Annotated in this window: 17 protein-coding genes; 9 read left to right on the top strand and 8 right to left on the bottom strand. The window is 71.3% G+C overall.

Features of this window, described 5'->3' with window-relative positions; translation table 11 throughout:
• Positions 1-33: 33 nt before the first annotated feature.
• Complete coding sequence (locus tag OG943_RS11115; RefSeq protein WP_328609644.1) at positions 34-633, top strand: AAA family ATPase; 600 nt, start codon at positions 34-36, stop codon at positions 631-633.
• 9 nt (positions 634-642) lie between these two features.
• Here OG943_RS11115 and OG943_RS11120 read toward each other — a convergent pair whose 3' ends face one another.
• Positions 643-2,991 carry an arylsulfatase gene (locus OG943_RS11120; RefSeq protein WP_328609645.1) on the bottom strand — a complete coding sequence of 783 codons (2,349 nt, stop codon included), beginning with the start codon at positions 2,989-2,991 and terminating at the stop codon, positions 643-645.
• A gap of 223 nt (positions 2,992-3,214) precedes the next feature.
• On the opposite strand from OG943_RS11120, the gene OG943_RS11125 reads away from it, so the two are divergent.
• The 3 genes from OG943_RS11125 (at position 3,215) to OG943_RS11135 (ending at position 5,629) form a co-directional block, all read left to right on the top strand.
• The gene (locus tag OG943_RS11125) at positions 3,215-4,042 is read left to right on the top strand and encodes a metalloregulator ArsR/SmtB family transcription factor (RefSeq protein ID WP_328609646.1); all 828 of its coding nucleotides are present in this window, start codon (positions 3,215-3,217) and stop codon (positions 4,040-4,042) included.
• A complete protein-coding gene (locus tag OG943_RS11130) occupies positions 4,039-4,638 on the top strand; it encodes a dihydrofolate reductase family protein (RefSeq protein ID WP_328609647.1) in 600 nt (199 codons plus the stop codon). Before OG943_RS11125 ends, OG943_RS11130 begins: the two co-directional genes overlap by 4 nt.
• A gap of 157 nt (positions 4,639-4,795) precedes the next feature.
• The gene (locus OG943_RS11135; protein ID WP_328612045.1) at positions 4,796-5,629 is read left to right on the top strand and encodes an IS5 family transposase; all 834 of its coding nucleotides are present in this window, start codon (positions 4,796-4,798) and stop codon (positions 5,627-5,629) included.
• A gap of 36 nt (positions 5,630-5,665) precedes the next feature.
• On the opposite strand, the gene OG943_RS11140 is transcribed toward OG943_RS11135, so the two are convergent.
• The 6 genes from OG943_RS11140 to OG943_RS11165 all read right to left on the bottom strand — a co-directional run bounded on the left by OG943_RS11140 (position 5,666) and on the right by OG943_RS11165 (position 13,015).
• Positions 5,666-6,535: a LysR family transcriptional regulator gene (locus OG943_RS11140; protein ID WP_328609648.1), complete on the bottom strand. Its 870-nt coding sequence runs from the start codon at positions 6,533-6,535 to the stop codon at positions 5,666-5,668.
• A gap of 15 nt (positions 6,536-6,550) precedes the next feature.
• Positions 6,551-7,720: an NAD(P)/FAD-dependent oxidoreductase gene (locus tag OG943_RS11145; protein WP_328609649.1), complete on the bottom strand. Its 1,170-nt coding sequence runs from the start codon at positions 7,718-7,720 to the stop codon at positions 6,551-6,553.
• A complete protein-coding gene (locus tag OG943_RS11150) occupies positions 7,717-8,034 on the bottom strand; it encodes a bifunctional 3-phenylpropionate/cinnamic acid dioxygenase ferredoxin subunit (protein ID WP_328609650.1) in 318 nt (105 codons plus the stop codon). The genes OG943_RS11145 and OG943_RS11150 overlap by 4 nt, the downstream gene beginning before the upstream one ends.
• Positions 8,035-8,246: 212 nt before the next feature.
• Entirely contained in the window at positions 8,247-9,905 is a 1,659-nt protein-coding gene (betA, locus tag OG943_RS11155) for a choline dehydrogenase (RefSeq protein WP_328609651.1), read from the bottom strand.
• A gap of 13 nt (positions 9,906-9,918) precedes the next feature.
• On the bottom strand, positions 9,919-11,493 hold the full coding sequence (locus OG943_RS11160) for an amino acid permease (protein WP_328609652.1): 1,575 nt from the start codon (positions 11,491-11,493) through the stop codon (positions 9,919-9,921).
• Positions 11,494-11,548: 55 nt separating this feature from the next.
• Positions 11,549-13,015 (bottom strand): aldehyde dehydrogenase family protein, encoded by a 1,467-nt coding sequence (locus OG943_RS11165; RefSeq protein WP_328609653.1) that lies wholly within the window; start codon positions 13,013-13,015, stop codon positions 11,549-11,551.
• 168 nt (positions 13,016-13,183) lie between these two features.
• Here OG943_RS11165 and OG943_RS11170 point away from each other — a divergent pair, with 168 nt between their 5' ends.
• The 3 genes from OG943_RS11170 to OG943_RS11180 all read left to right on the top strand — a co-directional run bounded on the left by OG943_RS11170 (position 13,184) and on the right by OG943_RS11180 (position 16,376).
• Positions 13,184-13,762, top strand: a complete 579-nt coding sequence (locus OG943_RS11170) for a TetR/AcrR family transcriptional regulator (RefSeq protein ID WP_328609654.1) — start codon at positions 13,184-13,186, stop codon at positions 13,760-13,762.
• A 372-nt stretch (positions 13,763-14,134) separates the two neighbouring features.
• Complete coding sequence (locus tag OG943_RS11175) at positions 14,135-15,223, top strand: S-(hydroxymethyl)mycothiol dehydrogenase (protein WP_328609655.1); 1,089 nt, start codon at positions 14,135-14,137, stop codon at positions 15,221-15,223.
• A 31-nt stretch (positions 15,224-15,254) separates the two neighbouring features.
• Positions 15,255-16,376: an aromatic ring-hydroxylating oxygenase subunit alpha gene (locus OG943_RS11180; RefSeq protein ID WP_328609656.1), complete on the top strand. Its 1,122-nt coding sequence runs from the start codon at positions 15,255-15,257 to the stop codon at positions 16,374-16,376.
• Here OG943_RS11180 and OG943_RS11185 read toward each other — a convergent pair.
• Positions 16,373-17,011, bottom strand: coding sequence for a GntR family transcriptional regulator (locus tag OG943_RS11185; RefSeq protein WP_328612046.1), 639 nt, complete (start codon positions 17,009-17,011; stop codon positions 16,373-16,375). The two genes, OG943_RS11180 and OG943_RS11185, sit on opposite strands and share 4 nt — an antisense overlap.
• A gap of 135 nt (positions 17,012-17,146) precedes the next feature.
• Between OG943_RS11185 and glyA the strand changes: the two genes are divergently transcribed.
• Both glyA and OG943_RS11195 read left to right on the top strand, forming a co-directional pair.
• Entirely contained in the window at positions 17,147-18,454 is a 1,308-nt protein-coding gene (gene glyA / locus OG943_RS11190) for a serine hydroxymethyltransferase (RefSeq protein WP_328609657.1), read from the top strand.
• Positions 18,451-19,680, top strand: a complete 1,230-nt coding sequence (locus OG943_RS11195) for a sarcosine oxidase subunit beta family protein (RefSeq protein WP_328609658.1) — start codon at positions 18,451-18,453, stop codon at positions 19,678-19,680. Before glyA ends, OG943_RS11195 begins: the two co-directional genes overlap by 4 nt.
• Positions 19,681-19,682: the final 2 nt, after the last annotated feature.

A 19,682-nucleotide genomic window follows, 5' to 3' on the forward strand; every position in this document is an offset into this window, starting at 1 on the left:
GAACCATTACCTTCGGCGGTTCGTTGACGCCCCATGGAGCCCACTGTGATCGAGCTGGGCCGCCGCGACCTGCTCGTGGTGGCCGGGATGCCCGGGGCGGGCAAGACGACCATGCTCCGCCGGGCCGCCGGCGCGCTGCCGGTCCTCGACTCCGACCAGGTCCGCGTGCGGCTGGCGGACCTGCTGCCCGACGCCGTGCCCTACCGCTGGTACCGGCCGCTGGTGCACCTGTGCCACCGCACCCGGATCGTCGCGCGGGCGGCAGGCACCCGCGGGCCGCTGGTGGTGCACGAGCCGGCCACGCGCGCGTCGACCCGCCGCTGGCTCGCGGCCGTCGCCGCGGTCACCGGGCGCCCGGCGCGGCTGCTGTGGCTGGACGTCACGGCCGAAGAGGCGCTGGCCGGCCAGCACAGCCGGGGCCGGCTGGTACGCGCCCGGTCGTTCGCCCGGCACGCGGCGCGCGCGGCGCGGATGCGTGAGGCGCTGGCCGACGGCTCCCGGCCGCCCGGCTGGCACAGCGTCCACGTCCTCGGCCGCCCGGCCGCCCGCCGCGCCGTGCTCGTGTTCACTCCGGCCGGAACGGTCAGAACACCCGTACCCTCAACGGTTTCCGGGTCCAGGAGCGCCGGATGAGCCCGGCGGTCATTGCGCGCGCAGCACCCGCCGGTGCAGCCCGCCGTCCAGTTCGGCGGCCGCGGCCAGGTCGACGCGGACGGTGTGGATCAGGCCGGTGAAGGTGTTGTCCAGCGCCGGGTAGTCGTCGGTCACCGGGGTGCCGAGGTCGACGCCGACGTCCAGGGTCTCGTCGAAGGAGAAGTAGTACGGGATGGTCCGCTCGACCCGGCCGGTCGCCTGTTTCTCGCCGTCGACGGTGAGCACGGCGGTGCCGCCGCGGCCGAGCCCGCCGCCGTCGTAGTCGAAGTCCAGCCGCACCTCGTGCCGTCCCGGCGGGAGCACCGCGGTGGCGGCGACGGTGAACAGCTCGAGCCCGAAGTAGTTGTAGACGTACGCCGGGCGCCCGGCCGTGAAGTAGAGCGCCCAGCCGCCGAACCGTCCGCCCTGGGCTATCACGACGCCGGTCACGGGCTCGGCGGGCACTTCGAGATCGGCGGTGACGGCGTGCGAACGGTTCTTGACGTTCGGCGTCGTCTCCTCGGTGAAGCGGCGCATCCCGCCGCGGTAGGTCACCGAGGTGCGGTCGCCGAGCAGGTCGATCCGGCCGGCCAGCCGGGGGTTTTCCCGCTCGGTCACCCGGTCGTCGAGCGGGAACACCTGGTGTTTCGCGGCCTCGACGAGGAACAGGTCCTGCAGCGCCCGCAGCCGCTCCGGGTGCGCCGCGGCGAGGTCGTGCGCCTGGCTCCAGTCGGTGGTCAGGTCGTACAGCTCCCAGACGTCGGCGGTGAACGGCCGCCGCCCGGTGGGCACCATCTCCCACGGGACGCCGTGGCGGGTCACCGCCATCCAGCCCTCGTGGTAGATGCCGCGGTTGCCGCACATCTCGAAGTACTGCGTGTGGTGGCACTCGGGCGCGGCGGCGTCGGCCAGCGTCGCGCGCAGGCTCGTGCCCTCGATCGGCTGCTGTGTGACGCCGTCGACGCTGAACGGCGCGGGGATGCCGGCGCAGTCGAGCACGGTCGGCAGCACGTCGATCACGTGCCCGAACTGGTGGCGCAGCCCGCCGCCGGACGCGCCGCCGGCCGGCCAGCGCACGATCAGCCCGTCGCGGGTGCCGCCGAGGTGTGAGGCGACCTGTTTCGTCCACTGGTACGGGGTGTTGAGCGCCAGCGCCCAGCCGGCGGGCGCGATCGGGTAGGTCGACGGGCCGCCGATCTCGTCGAGGTGGCGGATCATCTCCTCGGGGTCGTCGACGATGCCGTGGCCCAGCCGGTGTTCGACGGTGCTGCCCTCGATGCCGCCCTCGCCGGACGCGCCGTTGTCGCCCAGCACGTACAGGAACAGCGTGTCGTCCAGGACGCCCAGCTCGTCGAGCGCGTCGACGAACCGGCCGACCTGGGTGTCGGCGTGCTCGGTGAAGCCGGCGAAGGTCTCCATGAAGCGGGCGCCGAGGGTGCGCTGGGTGTCGGTCAGCTCGTCCCAGTGCGGCACGCCTTCGGCCCACGGGGCCAGCTCGGTGTCCGCCGGGACGACGCCGAGTTCCTTCTGCCGCGCCAAAGTCCGCTCCCGCTGATGGTCCCAGCCGTGGTCGAAGCGGCCGCGGTAACGGTCGCGCCACTCCGGTCCGACGTGCAGCGGCGCGTGCGCGGCCCCGAGCGCGAGGTAGGTGAAGAACGGGCGGTCCGGGGTCAGCGTGTGCTGCGTGCGCACCCAGTCGACGGCGTGGTCCACCAGGTCCTCGGTGAGGTGGTAGCCCTCCTCCGGGCGGCGGGTGGGCTCGACCGGCGTGGTGCCCTGGTACAGCAGCGGGTACCAGTGGTTCATCTCGGCGCCCATGAAGCCGTAGAAGGTGTCGAAGCCCTCGCCGGTGGGCCAGCGGTCGAACGGGCCGACGGCGCTGATCTCGCGTGGCGGCGTCTGGTGCCACTTGCCGAACGCGGCGGTGCTGTAGCCGTTGCGTGTGAGGATCTGGGCGAGCGTGGCCGCGCTGCGCGGCCGGAACCCGTTGTATCCGGGCGCGGCGGTGGCCATCTCGGTGGTGCCGCCCATGCCGACGGAGTGGTGGTTGCGCCCGGTCATCAGCGCCTGCCGGGTCGGCGAGCAGAGCGCGGTGACGTGGAAGCGCGTGTAGCGCAGGCCGTCGGCGGCGAGCCGGTCGGCCGCGGGCATGGCGCACGGGCCGCCGAACGCGCTGGACGTGCCGAACCCGAGGTCGTCCACCAGCACGATCACCACGTTCGGCGCACCCCGCGGCGGCGGCACCGGGCCGATCGGGGTGAACGCCTCCCGCTGCTCGCGCGCGTCGAGCGCGGCCGCCACGGGGTCGGCGGCGTCCGGGCGGGGCAGCACGTGCCGGCCGGCGGGGAAGGCGGGCATGGTGGTGGATCCTTCCGAAGTGGACGGACGGAACCCTTTGACGGGCAGGGAATTCCGCGATCCCAGCAGCTTCACACGGGTCGGCCCCGCGTGGCGGCGCACGGGTGGGTGGACCGAGACCGGAAGTGGATCCGGCCGGTAGACGATCACTATCGGGCCTGGTCGATACCTCGCCGAAGATATTCCTTGACACGACTATTCGACGTGGAGAATACTTCAGGTCATGGACGCGATCGTTTCAGCACTGGGGGACGCCACGAGGTGGCGCATCGTGGAGCTGCTCGCGCAGTGGCCGCGCTCGGTCGGGGAGCTGGCCGAGCTGACCGGCTCGCGTCAGCCGCAGACGACGAAGCACTTGCAGACCCTGGCCCGCGCCGGCCTCGTCACCGTCTACCCGCTGGGGCAGCGCCGCGTCTACGCGGTCGAAACCGGTCCGCTGACGGCGCTCGGAGACCGGCTGCGGGAGCTGGTCGAGGCCGCCGAGGCACACGGGGGCGAGCGGGACGTCATCGCGCGCTACCGCGCCGCCATCGAGGCGGACGCCGCGGTCGCGGACCGGGACCAGTGGGCGGACGGGCGGACCTTCTCGTTCGACCGCGAGCTGGCCGCGTCGCCGGAGGTCGTCTGGCGGCACTGGACCGACCCGGAGCTGCTGGCTTCCTGGTGGGCTCCGGCGCCGATGGTCGCGACCGACTGCGCTCTCGAGCCGAAGCCCGGGGGCCGCGTCGTCCTCGAATACCGCGACGCGGAAGGAAATCAGTACCGCTCCGAAGGGCGGGTCCACACCGCGAAGCGACCGCAGCACCTCGTGTTCGACCTGTCGGTGCTGGACGCGGCGGGCGCCGTCTCGTTCACCGGGCACTACGACCTGGCGCTCACCCCGGCGCCGGGCGGTACCCGGCTCCGGCTCGACCTGGGCATCACCAAGACGACCGTCGAGGCCGTCCCGTTCATCGCCGGCATCGAAACCGGCTGGGGCCAGGTGCTCGGCAACCTCGCCGAAACCCTCGGCAAAGCCAAGCGTGTCAAGCGAAAGGACCCCCAGTCATGACCAGCAGCACCGGACGCAGAGTCACCGCCAACCTGAACCTCACCCTCGACGGGCGCTACCACGGCCCGGGCGGGCCCGGCGACATGGGCGCGATCGTCTCGTACGCGGCCACCGAGGTCGCGCGCAACCACCTCGACCGCATCCACGAGTCCGCGACGACGGCCGTGCTCGGCCGCTTCAACGCCGAGGGCTTCCTGGGCTTCTGGCCGACGATCCTGGACAACGAGAGTGCCGACCCGCGCGACCGCGGTTACGCGAAGTGGCTCGTGGACGCCGAAAAGGTGGTCCTCTCCAGCACTTTGACCACAGCGCCGTGGGAGCGTACCCGCGTGGTGAACGCCCCGGCCGTGGACGTCGTCACCGGGCTCAAGGCCACCGGCGAGGGCGACATCCTGGTCAACAGCAGCGCGAGCGTGATCAAGCCGCTGCTCGCGGCGGACCTGGTCGACCGGCTGTACCTGATGATCTGCCCCGAGATCGCCGGCGGCGGCCCGCGGCTGTTCGACGACGGCCTTCCGGCGTCGAAGTGGAAGCTCGCCCACCACGAGGCCGGCGAGCTGGGCGAGCTGGCGCTGGTCTACGACCGCGTCCGCTGATCAGGACTCGTGAGTGTTGATGACGGTTCTAAGTGCCTGTTTGTGATCCCGGTTTCGGGTATGGGTCGGGCCTCTGCTAGTGATCTTGACACCACATCTCGATCTCTAGCAGAGGCCCGGTTTCCCTTTGTACCTTGCCGTGGATCGGCCCACGTCAGTGGGCTGTCGTTCCCGTCGCTACCCGTCGGACACCACCGATGCCGAGTGGGCGTTGCTGGAGCCGTTGCTGCCCAGGCCTGCATGTGCGACCGAGCTGGGTGGCCGGCCGGAGAAACATCACCGGCGCGCGGTCGTGGACGCGCTGCGCTACGTGACCGACAACGGCATCAAATGGCGGGCGTTACCAGCGGACTTCCCGCCATGGCAGACGGTGCACGGATTCTTCACCCGCTGGAGCAAAGCCGGGGTGTTCGACAAGATCCGCGACCAGTTGCGCGAGAAGATCCGGTCGCGAGCGGGGCGGAATCCGGCGCCGTCCGCAGCGGTGATCGACTCCCAGTCGGTCAAGGCCGCCGAGACCGTCGGCCGCCCGTCGCGCGGCTATGACGGCGGGAAGAAGATCGACGGCCGCAAACGCCACATCGCCACCGACACCCAAGGACTGCTGCTGGTGGTCCTGATCACCGCAGCCAGCGTGCAGGACCGCGCCGCAGCCCGCGACCTGCTCTCGGCGCTGCACACCGCCTACCGCGGCATCACCTGGGTCTGGGCCGACGGCGGCTACACCAGCAAAGCACTGGTCGACTGGGCACAAGACACACTGCATCTCACCTTCGACATCGTGAAGAAAATCGTCGGCCAGACCACCTTCATCATCCTGCCCCGGCGCTGGGTCGTCGAACGCACCTTCTCCTGGATCACCCAAGCACGCCGCAACGCCCGCGACTACGAACGACTACCCGACCACTCCGCCGCATTCGTCAACAACGCCATGATCACTATGATGACCAGACGCCTCACCCGCCCAACAAAGCGGGCCAGAACCACCTAACCAAGTTCCAAGACAGGCACTAACCGTCATCAACACTCACGAGTCTTTCGGGACCAGGGCGACGAACTCCGCGGCCGCCGGGGAAAGCGGGCCGGCGCGCCAGACCAGCCGGCCGCGCCGGACCAGGCGCGGGAGCAGCGGCACGATCACCGCACCCTGGCGGCGGGCGTCCTCGGCCATGGCGCGGGGGAGCAGCGCCGCCCCGGCGCCCGCGAGGACCAGCGGGACCATCATCGCCCGGTGCTCGGTCTCGACGACGATCCGCGGCTCGCTGCCGGAGCCGCGCAGGGCGTCGTCGACGAGCCAGCGCGTGGCGGTGCCGCGCGGCGTCGTGACCAGGTCCAGTTCGGCCAGCTCGGACTGGGGCAGGGCTTCGGTGCGCGGGGAGTCCGCGGGCAGCACCGCGAACACCTCCTGCTCGGCCAGGTCCACCCCGGTCAGCCCGGGGGTGTCCGAACCGGACTCGACGAGCCCGACCTCGCTCTGCCCGTCGCGGACGCGGTTGAGCACGTCGGACCCGGTCTCCGGCGCGCGGACGCGCACTCGCACCTTCGGGTGCCGCGTGCGGAACCGGCCCAGCATCGCGGCCAGCGGGTCGACGGCCAGCGTGGTCTGCGACGCGATGTCCAGCGTCCCGCCGCCGAGCCCGAGCACCTCGCGCACCGCCGCGTCCGCGGTCCGCAGGTCACGCAGGATCTGGCGGGCCGGGGCGACCAGCGCGGTGCCCGCGGCGGTCAGCTCGGCGCCGTGCGGGAGCCGGTGGAACAGCAGGCCGCCGAGCTGTTTCTCCAGCGCGCGCACTGCGTGGGACAACGAGGGCTGGGCGACGTGCAGCCGTCGCGCGGCGTTGGTGAACCCGCCGTGATCGACCACGGCGAGGAAGTACTCCAGCTGGCGGCGCTCCATCCCCGGCGGCCGGGGTCAGACCACGGGGGCCGGCCGCCGCAGGGCCTGGCGGCGCAGCCGGGTGAACTGCTTGGCGCTGTTGAGCGCGAAGACCCCGACGGTGGCGCCGTCACGCTGATACGTCGCCACGAAAGCGCCGTCCTCGGCCGTACCCTCCACGAACACCACCTCGTCGCCGGGCTCGGGGTGCCCGGCGAGCTGCAGGGTACCCGAGTACTGGTCGGACCAGACGTACCCGCTCGGGGCGTAGTGCCGCGTGACGTGCCCGGCCAGCAGGTTCGCGACGGCCACGGGCGCCTGCTCGCTCGCGTTCGTCCAGTGCTCGTGCCGGTGCCGGGCGCCGGTTTCCGCGTGGCGGTACGCCGCGACATCGCCGACCGCGACGACGTTCGGCAGCCCCGTGACCAGGCCGCTGGAGGTGTGCACGCCGTTGCCGACGTCGAGGCCGGAGCCGGCGAGCCAGTCCGTGGCCGGGACCATGCCGATGCCGACGACCACCACGTCCGCGGGCAGCTCCTCGCCGCCGGACAGCCGGACGCCGGTCACCCGCGCGCCGGTGGTCAGCAGGGTTTCCACGGCCGCGCCGCAGCGCAACGTCGTGCCGTGCCGGGCGTGCAGTGCCGCGCAGGCCTGCGCGAGCCGCGGGCCGAGCACCCGGGCCAGCGGTGTCTCCAGCGCTTCCAGCACCGTGACGTCGAGGCCCAGCGACCGGGCGGTGGACGCGACCTCGGCGCCGATGAAGCCCGCGCCGACGATCACGATCCTCGCCCCGGGCACGAGTTCTTCCCGTAGTGCCAAGGAATCTTCGAGCGTGCGCAGTACATGGACGCCCGCGATGCCCTCGGTCCCCGGCAGGGTCCGGGCCCGTCCGCCGGTGGCGAGCACTACCCCGTCGACGGCCAGCTCGCCGTCGGAGAGCACCACCCGCCCGGCGGCCGGGTCGAGCCGCTCCGCGCGGGTGCCCAGCCGCAGTTCCAGCGACGCCGTGTCGTCGGCGTCCAGCAGGTCCAGCGACTCGCGCTCCGCCGTGCCGGCCAGGAACGCCTTCGACAGCGGCGGCCGGTCGTACGGCTGGTGCGGCTCCTCGCCGACCAGCACGACCCGCCCGTCGAACCCCTGCGCCCGCAGCTCCTGCGCGGCGCGGGCCCCGGCGAGCGAGGCGCCGATGATCGCCACACTCTTCACGCGGCGTTCTCCCGCGCGTCGGACTGCACATAGACGACGCCTTCGTCCACCAGCACCGAGTACGTGCGCACGGGCTTCTTCGCGGGCAGGCACGAAGGCATCCCGGTCCGCAGGTCGAACAGCGCCGCGTGCAGCGGGCACTCGACGAAGCAGCCCTCCAGCCAGCCCTCCGACAGCGACGCGTCCTGGTGGCTGCAGGTGTCGTCGATCGCGTAGAGCTCACCGTCGGCGTTGAAGACCGCGATCGGCTCGGCTCCCGCGATCCGGACGGATTCGCCGGGGGGCAGTTCGTCCACTGTGCACGCGCGTTGCATCGGGGCCTCCGGGAGGAGATTGAAGGGAGTGTTGCGTATTAAGGAACGCGAGACGCGATACGCAACAAGTCTGAATCCGTGACCGGGTGCCGTCAAGGGTTACGAACCAGTAGATCCGGCGGGATTTTCCCTGCCCGCAAGGGCCTCCGGCGTACGTCAAGGACTCCTTACCCGCGTGGGACGCGGGTAAGGAGTCCTTGACGGAGCGGGGGTCAGGCGGGGAGGTGGCGGTGGAAGGGCTGCTTGATCGGGGCGAGCGGGGTGTTGCCGAGGATCAGGTCGGCGGACTTCTCGGCGGTCATCATCACCGGCGCGTAGATGTTGCCGTTGGGGATGTAGGGCATCACGGACGCGTCGACCACCCGCAGCCCCTCGGTGCCGTGGACCCGCATGGTGGCCGGGTCGACCACGGACAGCTCGTCCACGCCCATCTTGGCGGTGCACGACGGGTGCAGCGCGGTCTCGGCGTCCTTCGCGACCCAGTCGAGGATCTGCTCGTCGGTCTCCACCTCGGGCCCGGGGGAGATCTCGCCGCCGTTGTACGGGTCGAGCGCGGACTGGTTGAGGATCCGGCGCGCCACCCGCACGGCCTCCACCCACTCGCGGCGGTCGTTCTCGGTGGACAGGTAGTTGAACTTCAGCGCCGGGTGCTGACGCGGGTCGGTCGAGGTGATCTTGACCGTGCCGCGGGTGTCGGCGTACATCGGGCCGACGTGCACCTGGTAGCCGTGCCCGCCGGCCGGCACCGAGCCGTCGTAGCGGATGGCCACCGGCAGGAAGTGGAACATCAGGTTCGGGTACGCCACCTCTTCGTTGCTGCGGACGAACCCGCCGCCCTCGAAGTGGTTGGTCGCGGCCGGGCCGGAGCGCAGGAACAGCCACTGCGCGCCGATGTAGGGCCGCTTCCACTTGGCCAGTGAGGGCTGCATGGAGACCGGCTGCTTGCAGGAGTACTGGATGTACACCTCGAGGTGGTCCTGCAGGTTCTCGCCGACGCCGGGCAGGTCCTTGACCACGTCGATGCCCAGCCGCTCCAGCTCGGCCGCGTTGCCGACGCCGGACAGCTGCAGCAGCTGCGGCGTGTTGACCGCGCCGCCGCACAGGATGATCTCCTTGCCGTACACCTCGCCCGGCGCGCCGCGGCCCTCCGAGTACTCGACGCCGATCGCGCGCGTGCCGTCGAAGAGGATCTGCGAGACGAACGCGTGCGTCTTCACCGTCAGGTTCGGCCGGTGCATCACCGGGTGCAGGTACGCGCGGGCGGCCGAGAGGCGGCGGCCCTTGCGGACGTTGCGGTCGAAGGCCGCGAAGCCCTCCTGCCGGTAGCCGTTGACGTCGTCCGTGCGCGGGTAGCCCGCCTCCACGGCGGCGTCGAAGAAGGCTTGGAACAACGGGTTGGTCGCGGGCCCGCGCTCCAGCTCCAGCGGGCCGCTGTGCCCGCGCCACTGCCCGTCCGGCGCGTCGGCGATGCAGTTCTCCATGCGCTGGAAGTAGGGCAGGCAGTGCGCGTAGTCCCAAGTGGACATTCCGGGGTCGCCGGCCCAGCGCTCGTAGTCGAGCGGGTTGCCGCGCTGGAAGATCATCCCGTTGATGCTGCTGGACCCGCCGAGCACCTTGCCGCGCGCGTGGTAGATCCGCCGCCGGTTCATGTGCGGCTCGGGCTCGCTGCGGTAGCCCCAGTCGTAGAACCTGCTGCCGATCGGGAAGGTCAGCGCCGCGGGCATGTGGATGAACACGTCCCACTTGGCGTCGGAGCGACCGGCCTCCAGCACCAGCACCTTCGTGGCCGGGTCGGCCGACAGGCGGTTCGCGAGCGCGCAGCCCGCCGAGCCGCCGCCGACGATGACGAAGTCGTAGCTTTCGGAACTCATCTCTCCTCCTTCTCTATCCGGTCACCGCGTCGGGCGCGTCCGGCTGGTGCTCGGCGCTGGTGTGCCCAGCCGCCCACCGCCGGCGCCGGACGAGCAGCATCGCCCCGCCGACCACGACGATCAGCGCGGTGATCAGCACCGCGCCCCACTGGAAGTACCAGTGGTCGCTGCCGTAGACCTCGGCGCGCGGCCAGAGCAGGTTGATGGTCATGCCGGCCCCGTAGAGCACGGCGACCAGATTGATGAGCGTGCCCCAGCGGCCGAGCTTGAAGTACGGGCCGTGCCCGGGCCGTGGCCACTGGCCCCGCAGCCGGCGCAGCAGCATCGGGGCGGTCACCATCAGGTAAGGGATGTAGAACAGGATGATCGCGGTCGAGGTGAGCACGAAGAACGCGCGCTGGTTGCCGAGGTTGATCAGCAGCACCACCACGGTCAGCCCGCCGGTGATCAGCGCCGGCACCACCGGCGTCTTCGACCGCTTGGACACCTTCGAGAGCGACTTGCTGAACGGCAGGCGGCCGTCGCGGGCCATCGCGAACGTCATCCGGATCGCCGCGGTCTGCACGGCCAGGCAGCACACGGTGATCGCGATCGCCGAGCAGATCAGGAACGCGTCGCCGAGCCCGGTGCCCAGCGTGCTCTTGAGCAGGTACGGCATGCCGGAGGTGCTCAGCTCACTGGCGTTCAGGTCGCCGACCGCCATCATGCCGACGAGCATCATCAGCCCGCCGACCAGGAACGCCGCGGTGATCGCGCGGAGGATGGCGCGCGGCGCGTGCCGGCGCGGCTGCGTGGTCTCCTCGGCGAGCGAGCCCGCCGTGTCGAAGCCGTAGAACACGTACGCGCTCATCAGCGACGCCACCAGGAACGCGCCGAGGTAGCCGAGCGGCTGGCCGGCTCCGGTGCCGTGGGTGTCGAAGACCAGCCCCGGCCCGCGCTTGATGTGCACGGCCAGCGCGATGATCAGCAGCACGCTCGCGATCAGCTCCACGGCCACGCCGAAGTTGTTGATCTTCGCCATCAGCTTGACGCCGATGATGTTCACGATGGTCGCGAACACCACCAGCACGAGCGCGAGGATGATCGCGTTCTGCGCGCCGCCGGGGGTGGAGGTGAGCCCGGCGTCGGCGTCGCTGCCGACGATCTGGAACGCCGTGGACACCTGCGGCAGGATGATCTGGTACGCCACCGCGACGGCCGCGGCGGTCACGATCGCGCCGATGATCATGATCCAGCCGGCCAGCCACGACGTCACGGGTTTCGCGATCTGCTTGGCCCACTGGTAGACCGAGCCGGCGAGCGGGAACTGCCCGGCCAGCTCGGCGAAGCACAGCGCCACGGCCAGCTGGCCGACGAACACCAGCGGCCAGGTCCAGATGAAGGCCGGGCCGCCGGAGCCGAAGCCGAAGAAGAACAGCTGGAACACGCCGGTCATGATCGAGATGTAGCTGAACCCGGCGGCGAAGCTGGAGAAGGAGCCGAGGGAGCGTTCGAGTTCCTGGCGGTAGCCGAACTTCGCGAGCTCGGAGCTGTCGGACCCGTCGCTCCCGGCGGACCCCCCGCCCGTCGGCTTGGATCGTGTGGTCATCGTTTGTCCTTGGGTGGGGTGTGGGGAGAACCGGGGTGGGGGTTGGGGAGCTGGATCAGCCGGCGAACCAGCGTTGCGGGGCGGGCTCGATGTTGTGGTAGATGTGCTTGGCCTCGCGGTACTCGTCCAGCCCCGAAGGGCCGAGCTCACGCCCGATGCCGGACTTGCCGAAACCTCCCCACTCGGCCTGGGGCAGGTACGGGTGGTAGTCGTTGATCCACACGGTGCCGTGGCGCAGCGCCCCGGCGACGCGCTGGGCGCGGCCGGCGTCCGAGGTCCAGACGGCGCCCGCGAGGCCGTAGTCCGTGTCGTTGGCCAGCTCGACCGCTTCGGCTTCGGTGGCGAACCGCTCGACCGTGACCACCGGCCCGAACACCTCCTCCCGCACCACCGCCATGTCCCGCGTGCAGCCGGAGAACACGGTGGGGCGCAAGAAGAATCCGTGACGGAGGTGCTCGTCGGCGGGCCGGGCGCCGCCCGCTCGCAGCGTCGCGCCGGCCTTGATCGCGCCGGCGATGTAACCCTCGACTTTCGCGCGGTGCGCCGCCGACACGAGCGGGCCGGCCTCGGTGTCCGGGTCGAGACCGTTGCCCAGCCGGATCCGGTCGGCCCGCGCGGCCAGCTCGTCGACGAACCGGTCGTGCACGCCGTCCTGGACGATCAGCCGCGCGCCGGCCGAGCAGACCTGTCCGGAGTGGACGAACGCGGCGGCGAGGGCGTAGTCGAGCGCGGTGTCGAAATCGGCGTCGTCGAAGACCACGTTGGGGTTCTTGCCGCCCAGCTCCAGCGCCACCCGGCGGACCCCGCGCGCGGCGGCGGCCATGATCTTCTCCCCGGTGGCCAGCCCGCCGGTGAACGACACCAGGTCCACACCCGGGTGCTCGACCAGCGCGGCGCCCACCGGGCCGGGCCCGAGCAGCAGGTTCACCACGCCCGCGGGCGCGCCGGCCTCCTCGGTCAGCGCGACCAGCGAGACGGTGGTCAGCGGGGTGACCTCGCTGGGCTTGAGCACCACGGTGTTGCCCGCGGCCAGCGCCGGCGCGACCTTCCAGGCCATCTGCAGCAGCGGGTAGTTCCACGGCGCGATCAGCGCGCAGACGCCCACCGGCTCGTGCACGATCCGGCTGATCGCCTTCGGGTTCCCGGTGTCCACCACACGCCCGGCGTCGGCGGCGGCGAGGCTCGCGTAATAACGGAAGACGGCGGTGACGTCGTCCACGTCGATGCGCCCCTCGGCCAGCGTCTTGCCGGTGTCGAGGCTTTCGGTGCGGGCGAGGTCTTCGCGGTCTCGCTGCAGCAGGGCGGCGATGCGGGTCAGCAGGTCGGCCCGTTCACCCGTCGTGGTCGTCCGCCAGGGCCCGCTGTCGAAGGCACGGCGGGCGGCGGTGACCGCGGCGCCGACCTCGGCCGGCCCGGCGACGGCCACGGTTCGCAGCACTTCGCCGGTCGCAGGGTTGAGTACTTCGGCACGCGCCCCCTCGGACGCTTCGGTCCAGATCCCGTCGATGTGGAGGTCCTTCATCAGGCCTTCCCGTGCTCGCGGAGCCGGTTGCCCCGATTGCGGACGTGACGCGGGGCACTTCGAGTGCGTACATTTGTACGCGAAGCATGTACACATGTCCACAACGAGTTCTCTGGGTTTTCCTGGGCGTAACTCGGTGCGGCCGGTGAGCGAAGGAGCTGCGGGGCGATGGCGACGAGGGAGTCGGCCGGGCGCCGGCTGCGGGGTCCGAACGACCCGGAGCGGCGCGCGCGGATCGCGAAGGCGGCCATCCAGGTGGTCGCGGAGCGGGGCATCGACGGGCTGACCCACCGCGCCGTCGCGGCCGCGGCCGACGTGCCGCTCGGCTCGACCACCTACCACTTCGCGACGCTCGACGACCTGCTCGAGGTCGCGTTGCACGAGGCGGCCGAGAACAACGTGCGCGAGCTGCGGGAGTGGGAGCAGGCGCTGGCGCCGGACGCCGATTTCGCGACGGCGCTGGCCGAGCTGGTGATGGGCTACATCCACGAGCTGTACCCGCACACCGTCGTCGAGTACGACCTTTACGTCGCGGCCCTGCACCGGCCACGGCTGCGCCCGGCGAGCGCGGCGTGGGACGACGCCCTGATCGAGCTGTTCCGCTCCCGCACCGACCCGCTCACCGGACGGCTGCTCGCCGGGCTCTTCTGCGGCCTGCTCATGCAGGCGGCGCTGGCCGAGCCCCAGCCGGACCACGCCGAGATCGAGGCGCTCTTCCGCCGGGCCATCGAGGGGCCCGCCGCCTGACGGGCGACTTTGCCCGATTGGCCCTGCTGCCGGATCGGGCCCACTGTCGGATCCGGCCGACCGCCTGACCGCGCCACTGCCGGATCAGGCTCGCCGCCGGTCGGCCCTGCGCCCTGCTCCGCTCCGCCGTCCGAGTGGCCCGCCGCTCGCCCGCGTCGTCACGGCGCGGGCGGTAGCACCGCGTTCACCTGCCGGAAACCGTGATCGCGCAACAGGTTCCCCTACCGGCCGGTAATCGGGTGACGCGTAAATCCGTTCTTGACACCTGCCCCGGCGCGCCCGCACTCTGTTCCGTAGAGAGCAACCCGTCGCGTAATGCGCAACTACTTCGCTCTTGATCCCCCATATTCTTCGCGGAGAGGAGTGGAGTCTGTGCCGCAGCAGGTTCGCGGTGTGGTCGCGCTGAAGCGCGGGGCACCGGTGGAAGTCGTGGACATCGTGGTCCCGGACCCCGGCCCGGGCGAGGCGGTGGTCCGGGTCCAGGCGTGCGGGGTGTGCCACACCGACCTGCACTACCGGGAAGGCGGCATCACCGACGAGTTCCCGTTCCTGCTCGGCCACGAGGCCGCCGGGATCGTGGAGGCCGTCGGCGCGGGTGTCACCGACGTGGCGCCGGGCGATTTCGTGGTGCTGAACTGGCGCGCGGTCTGCGGCGTCTGCCGGGCCTGCCGCCGCGGCCGGCCCTGGTACTGCTTCGACACGCACAACGCGGCCCAGCCGATGACGCTCGCCGACGGCACGCCGCTCGCACCCGCGCTCGGCATCGGCGCGTTCGCGGAGAAGACGCTGGTCGCCGCCGGCCAGTGCACGAAAGTCGCGCCCGGCGTCCGGCCCGAGGTGGCCGGGCTGCTCGGCTGCGGCGTGATGGCGGGGATCGGCGCGGCGATCAACACCGGCGGCGTCGGCCGTGGCGACTCGGTGGCCGTGTTCGGCTGCGGGGGAGTGGGCGGCGCGGCGATCGCCGGGGCGGCGCTGGCGGGCGCGACCGAGGTGATCGCGGTGGACGTCGACGAAACGAAGCTCGCGCTGGCCCGCCGGCTCGGCGCCACCCGGGTCGTCAACGCCCGCGAGGCCGACCCGGTCGAGGCGATCCGCGAGCTGACCGGCGGGCACGGCGCGGACGTGGTGATCGACGCGGTCGGCCGGCCCGAGACATTCCAGCAGGCCTTCTACGCGCGTGACCTGGCCGGCACCGTGGTGCTGGTCGGCGTGCCGACTCCGGAGATGCGGCTGGAACTGCCGCTGATCGACGTCTTCTCGCGCGGCGGGGCGGTGAAGTCCTCGTGGTACGGCGACTGCCTGCCCGCGCGCGACTTCCCGATGCTGCTCGACCTGCACCGCCGGGGCCGTCTCCCGCTGGACGAGTTCGTCAGCGAGACCATCGAACTGGACGGCGTGGAGCGCGCGTTCGACACCATGCGCAGCGGCCGCGTGCTGCGTTCCGTGGTCACGCTCCCCTGAATGCCACCCCACCCAGAAAGGAGCACCGCCGGTGACCACCACCGACCTGCCGCAGAGCCTGCTGCCCACGTTGTCCGGCCGGTACTACACGGACCCGGCGATCTTCGCGCGGGAGCAGGAAAAGATCTTCGAGACCGACTGGTTCTGCGCCGTGCGTTGCGCCGACCTGGCCGCGCCCGGCGCGTTCGAGACCGTCCAAATCGGACGCGAGAGCGTGATCGTCGCGCGGGCGCGGGACGGGAAGCTGGGCGCCTTCCTCAACGTCTGCCGGCACCGCGGCGCCCGGCTGTGCACCGAGGAGACGGGCCAGGTAAAGCGGGCGTTCCAGTGCATGTACCACGCCTGGACCTATGGGCTCGACGGCAAGCTGATCGCCGCGCCGAACCTCACCGGCATGCCCGACGTCGACCGCACCGAGTACGGCCTGACCAGGGTGCACCTGCGGGAGTGGCTCGGTTACGCCTGGGTCAGCCTGGCCGAAGAGCCGCCGTCCTTCGAGGGCACCGTGATGGCCGACGTCGCCGACCGGCTCGGGGGCCTGCAGGAGCTCGACGCCTACGGGATCGGGGACCTGGCGCTGGGCAAGCGCATCGAGTACGACGTGAAGGCGAACTGGAAACAGATCATCGAGAACTTCATGGAGTGCTACCACTGCGCCACGATCCACCCGGAGCTGACGGAGGTGCTGCCGGAGTTCGCCGACGGTTACGCCGCGCAGTACTTCGTGGGCCACGGCGCGGAGTTCGGCGAGGAGGTCGCGGGGTTCACCGTGGACGGCAGTGAGGGCGTCGAGCGGCTGCCCGGAGTGGGGGAGCACCAGGACCGCAAGTACTACGCGATCACCGTCCGGCCGCAGGTGTTCGTGAACCTGGTGCCGGACCACGTGATCCTGCACCGGATGTTCCCGCTCGCCCCGGACCGCACGATCGTCCGCTGCGACTGGCTGTACCTGCCCGGGGTGGTGGAGTCCGGAGTGGACCTGACGCGGTCGGTCGAGCTGTTCCACCGCGTGAACCAGCAGGACTTCGAGGCGTGCGAACGCTGCCAGCTCGCGATGGACTCCCGCTCGTACGCCCGCGGCGGCGTGCTGGTGCCCAGCGAGCACCACATCGGCTTGTTCCACGACTGGGTCCGCGCGCGGACCGAAGGCTAGATCAGCGCGCGGATCGCCTGCTCGAAGCCGGTCACGTGGTCGAGCGTCAGCTTCGCGGCCTTCTTCGCGTCGCCGTCGATGATGGCGGTGAGCAGCGGGGCGTGCTCGTTCACGTGGCCGGCCATCCCGCGCAGGCGCGGGAGGAAAACGCACCAGATGCGGGTGGCGAGGTTGTCGTAGTGGATCAGCGTGTCCTCGAGGAACGGGTTGTGCACACAGGCGTACACGGCCCGGTGCAGCTCGAGGTCGATCCGCAACAGGTCGGTGTTCTCAGCGGGCTGTCCGGTGTCGAGCCGTTCGCGCAACGCGGTGAGCCGTTCGCGGTCCGCTTCGGTCGCGCGCTCGGCCGCCGCCGCGGTGGCGGCCGGCTCCAGCGTGCGGCGGACCTCGGAGATGTGCGCGAGGTCGGAGATGTTGACGTCGGTGGCGAACGTGCCCCGGCGCGGGTAGGCGACGACCAGCCGCTCGGCCTCCAGGCGTTTGAGCGCCTCGCGGATCGGCGTGCGGCCCATGCCGAGCGCACCGCCCAGCCACTCCTCGTTGATCGGGTCGCCCGGCTTGATGTCGAGCATGACGAGGCGGTCGCGGACGAACAGGTACGCCTGCTCGGCCAGCGACGGCCCGGTGACCGGCATCGGCTGGACGGGCGGCTGAGTGTTGACCTGGGTGCTCACCCCGCCTACCCTACCGTGAAGATTGATATATCAGTAGTCGACCAGAAGTTCTTTGGGGAAGCACAGCCGTGGGGAAGCCAAGGAAAGCAGGCAGGAATGACCGCGACGATCGAGGGAGCGGGCGCCGGGCTCGAGCGCTCCCTGCAGGACTCCGACCCGGCCGTGGCCGCCGCGATCGGCGCCGAGCTGGACCGCCAGCGCTCGACACTCGAGATGATCGCCAGTGAGAACTTCGCGCCCACGGCGGTGTGCGAGGCCCAGGGCTCGGTGCTCACCAACAAGTACGCCGAGGGCTATCCCGGCCGTCGTTACTACGGCGGCTGCGAGCACGTCGACGTGCTGGAGACGCTGGCGCTGGATCGGGTGAAGGCGCTCTTCGGCGCGCAGTTCGCCAATGTGCAGCCGCATTCGGGCGCGCAGGCCAACGCCGCAGCCATGGCCGCGCTGATCAAGCCCGGCGACAAGATCCTCGGCCTCTCGCTCGCCCACGGCGGGCACCTCACGCACGGCATGCGGATCAACTTCTCCGGCCTGCTCTACGACGTCGCCGCCTACGAAGTGTCCGAAAAGGACTTCCGGGTGGAGATGGACGAGGTCGCGCGGCTCGCGCGGGAGCACCGGCCGAAGCTGGTCATCGCCGGCTGGTCGGCCTACCCCCGTCAGCTGGACTTCGCGCGGTTCCGCGAGATCGCCGACGAGGTCGGCGCGTACCTGCTGGTCGACATGGCCCACTTCGCCGGCCTGGTCGCGGCCGGGCTGCACCCCTCGCCGGTGCCGCACGCGCACGTCACGACGACCACCACGCACAAGACCCTCGGCGGCCCGCGCGGCGGCGTGATCCTGACGAACGACCCGGCGCTGGCCAAGAAGGTCAACTCCGCGGTGTTCCCCGGCCAGCAGGGCGGCCCGCTGGAGCACGTGATCGCGGCCAAGGCGGTGGCGTTCAAGATGGCCGCCGAGCCCGCGTTCGCCGAGCGCCAGCAGCGCACGCTGCGCGGCGCGAAGATCCTGGCCGAGCGGCTGCTGGCCGAGGACACCACCGCGGCGGGCGTCTCCGTGCTGACCGGCGGCACCGACGTCCACCTCGTGCTCGCCGACCTGCGCGCGTCCGAACTGGACGGCAAGCAGGGCGAGGACCGGCTGCACGAGGTCGGCATCACGGTCAACCGCAACGCCGTCCCGTTCGACCCGCGCCCGCCGATGGTCACCTCCGGCATCCGGATCGGCACCCCGGCGCTGGCCACCCGCGGCTTCGGCGACGACGAGTTCCGCGAGGTCGCCGACATCATCGCCACGGCGTTGCTACCGGGCTTCGACCAAGCCGTCGCCGAGAAGCTGCGGGGCCGTGTCGCCGCGCTGACCGACCGTTTCCCGCTGTACCCGCACCTGGGAGCCGCCCGATGACCCGCACCCCCGGCGCCGACCTGCCGGAGCACCCGGACTTCCTCTGGGACAACCCGGACCCGAAGCGCGCCTACGACGTGGTGGTGGTCGGCGGTGGCGGGCACGGCCTGGCGACCGCGTACTACCTGGCGAAGGTGCACGGCATCACGAACGTCGCCGTGCTGGAGAAGGGCTGGCTCGCGGGCGGCAACATGGCCCGCAACACCACGATCATCCGCTCCAACTACCTGTTGGACGAGAGCTCCGGCATCTACGAGCACTCGCTCAGGCTGTGGGAGGGCCTCGAAGAAGACCTTGGCTACCCGATCCTGTTCAGCCAGCGCGGGGTGCTCAACCTCGCGCACAGCCTGCAGGACGTGCGCGACAGCGTGCGCCGCGTCGAGGCCAACAAGCTCAACGGCATCGACGCCGAGTGGGTGGACACCGCGCGGGTCAAGGAGATCTGCCCGATCGTGAACACCTCGCCCGACGTCCGCTACCCGGTGCTCGGCGCGACCTTCCAGCCGCGGGCGGGCATCGCCAAGCACGACTACGTCGCGTGGGGTTTCGCCCGCGCGGCCGCCGCGATGGGCGTCGACCTGATCCAGAACTGCGAGGTCACCGGGATCGAGCAGCGGGACGGGCGGGTGACGGCGGTGGAGACCAGCCGCGGCCGGATCGCCGCGGGCAAGGTCGCGCTGTGCGCCGCCGGGCACTCGTCGGTGCTGGGGAAGATGGCCGGGATCGACCTGCCGCTGGTGTCGCACCCGTTGCAGGCGCTGGTGTCCGAGCTGCTGGAGCCCGTGCACCCGACCGTGGTGATGTCGAACGCCGTGCACGTCTACGTTTCCCAGGCGCACAAGGGCGAGCTGGTGATGGGCGCGGGGATCGACAGCTACTCCGGTTACGGCCAGCGCGGCTCGTTCCACATCATCGAGGAGCAGATGTCGGCGGCGCTGGAGCTGTTCCCGGTGTTCGCGCGGGCGCACCTGCTGCGCACCTGGGCCGGCATCGTCGACGTCACGCCGGACGCGTCGCCGATCGTCGGGCTGACGCCGGTGGAGAACCTGTTCCTCAACTGCGGCTGGGGCACCGGCGGCTTCAAGGCCACCCCCGGCGTCGGCGACTGCTTCGCGCACACCATCGCGAAGGGCAAGCCGCACCCGTACGCCGAGCCGTTCACCCTCGACCGGTTCACCACCGGCGCCCTCGTCGACGAGCACGGCGCCGCCGCCGTCGCGCATTAGGA

Source organism: Amycolatopsis sp. NBC_00345 (assembly GCF_036116635.1).
Lineage (GTDB): Bacteria > Actinomycetota > Actinomycetes > Mycobacteriales > Pseudonocardiaceae > Amycolatopsis.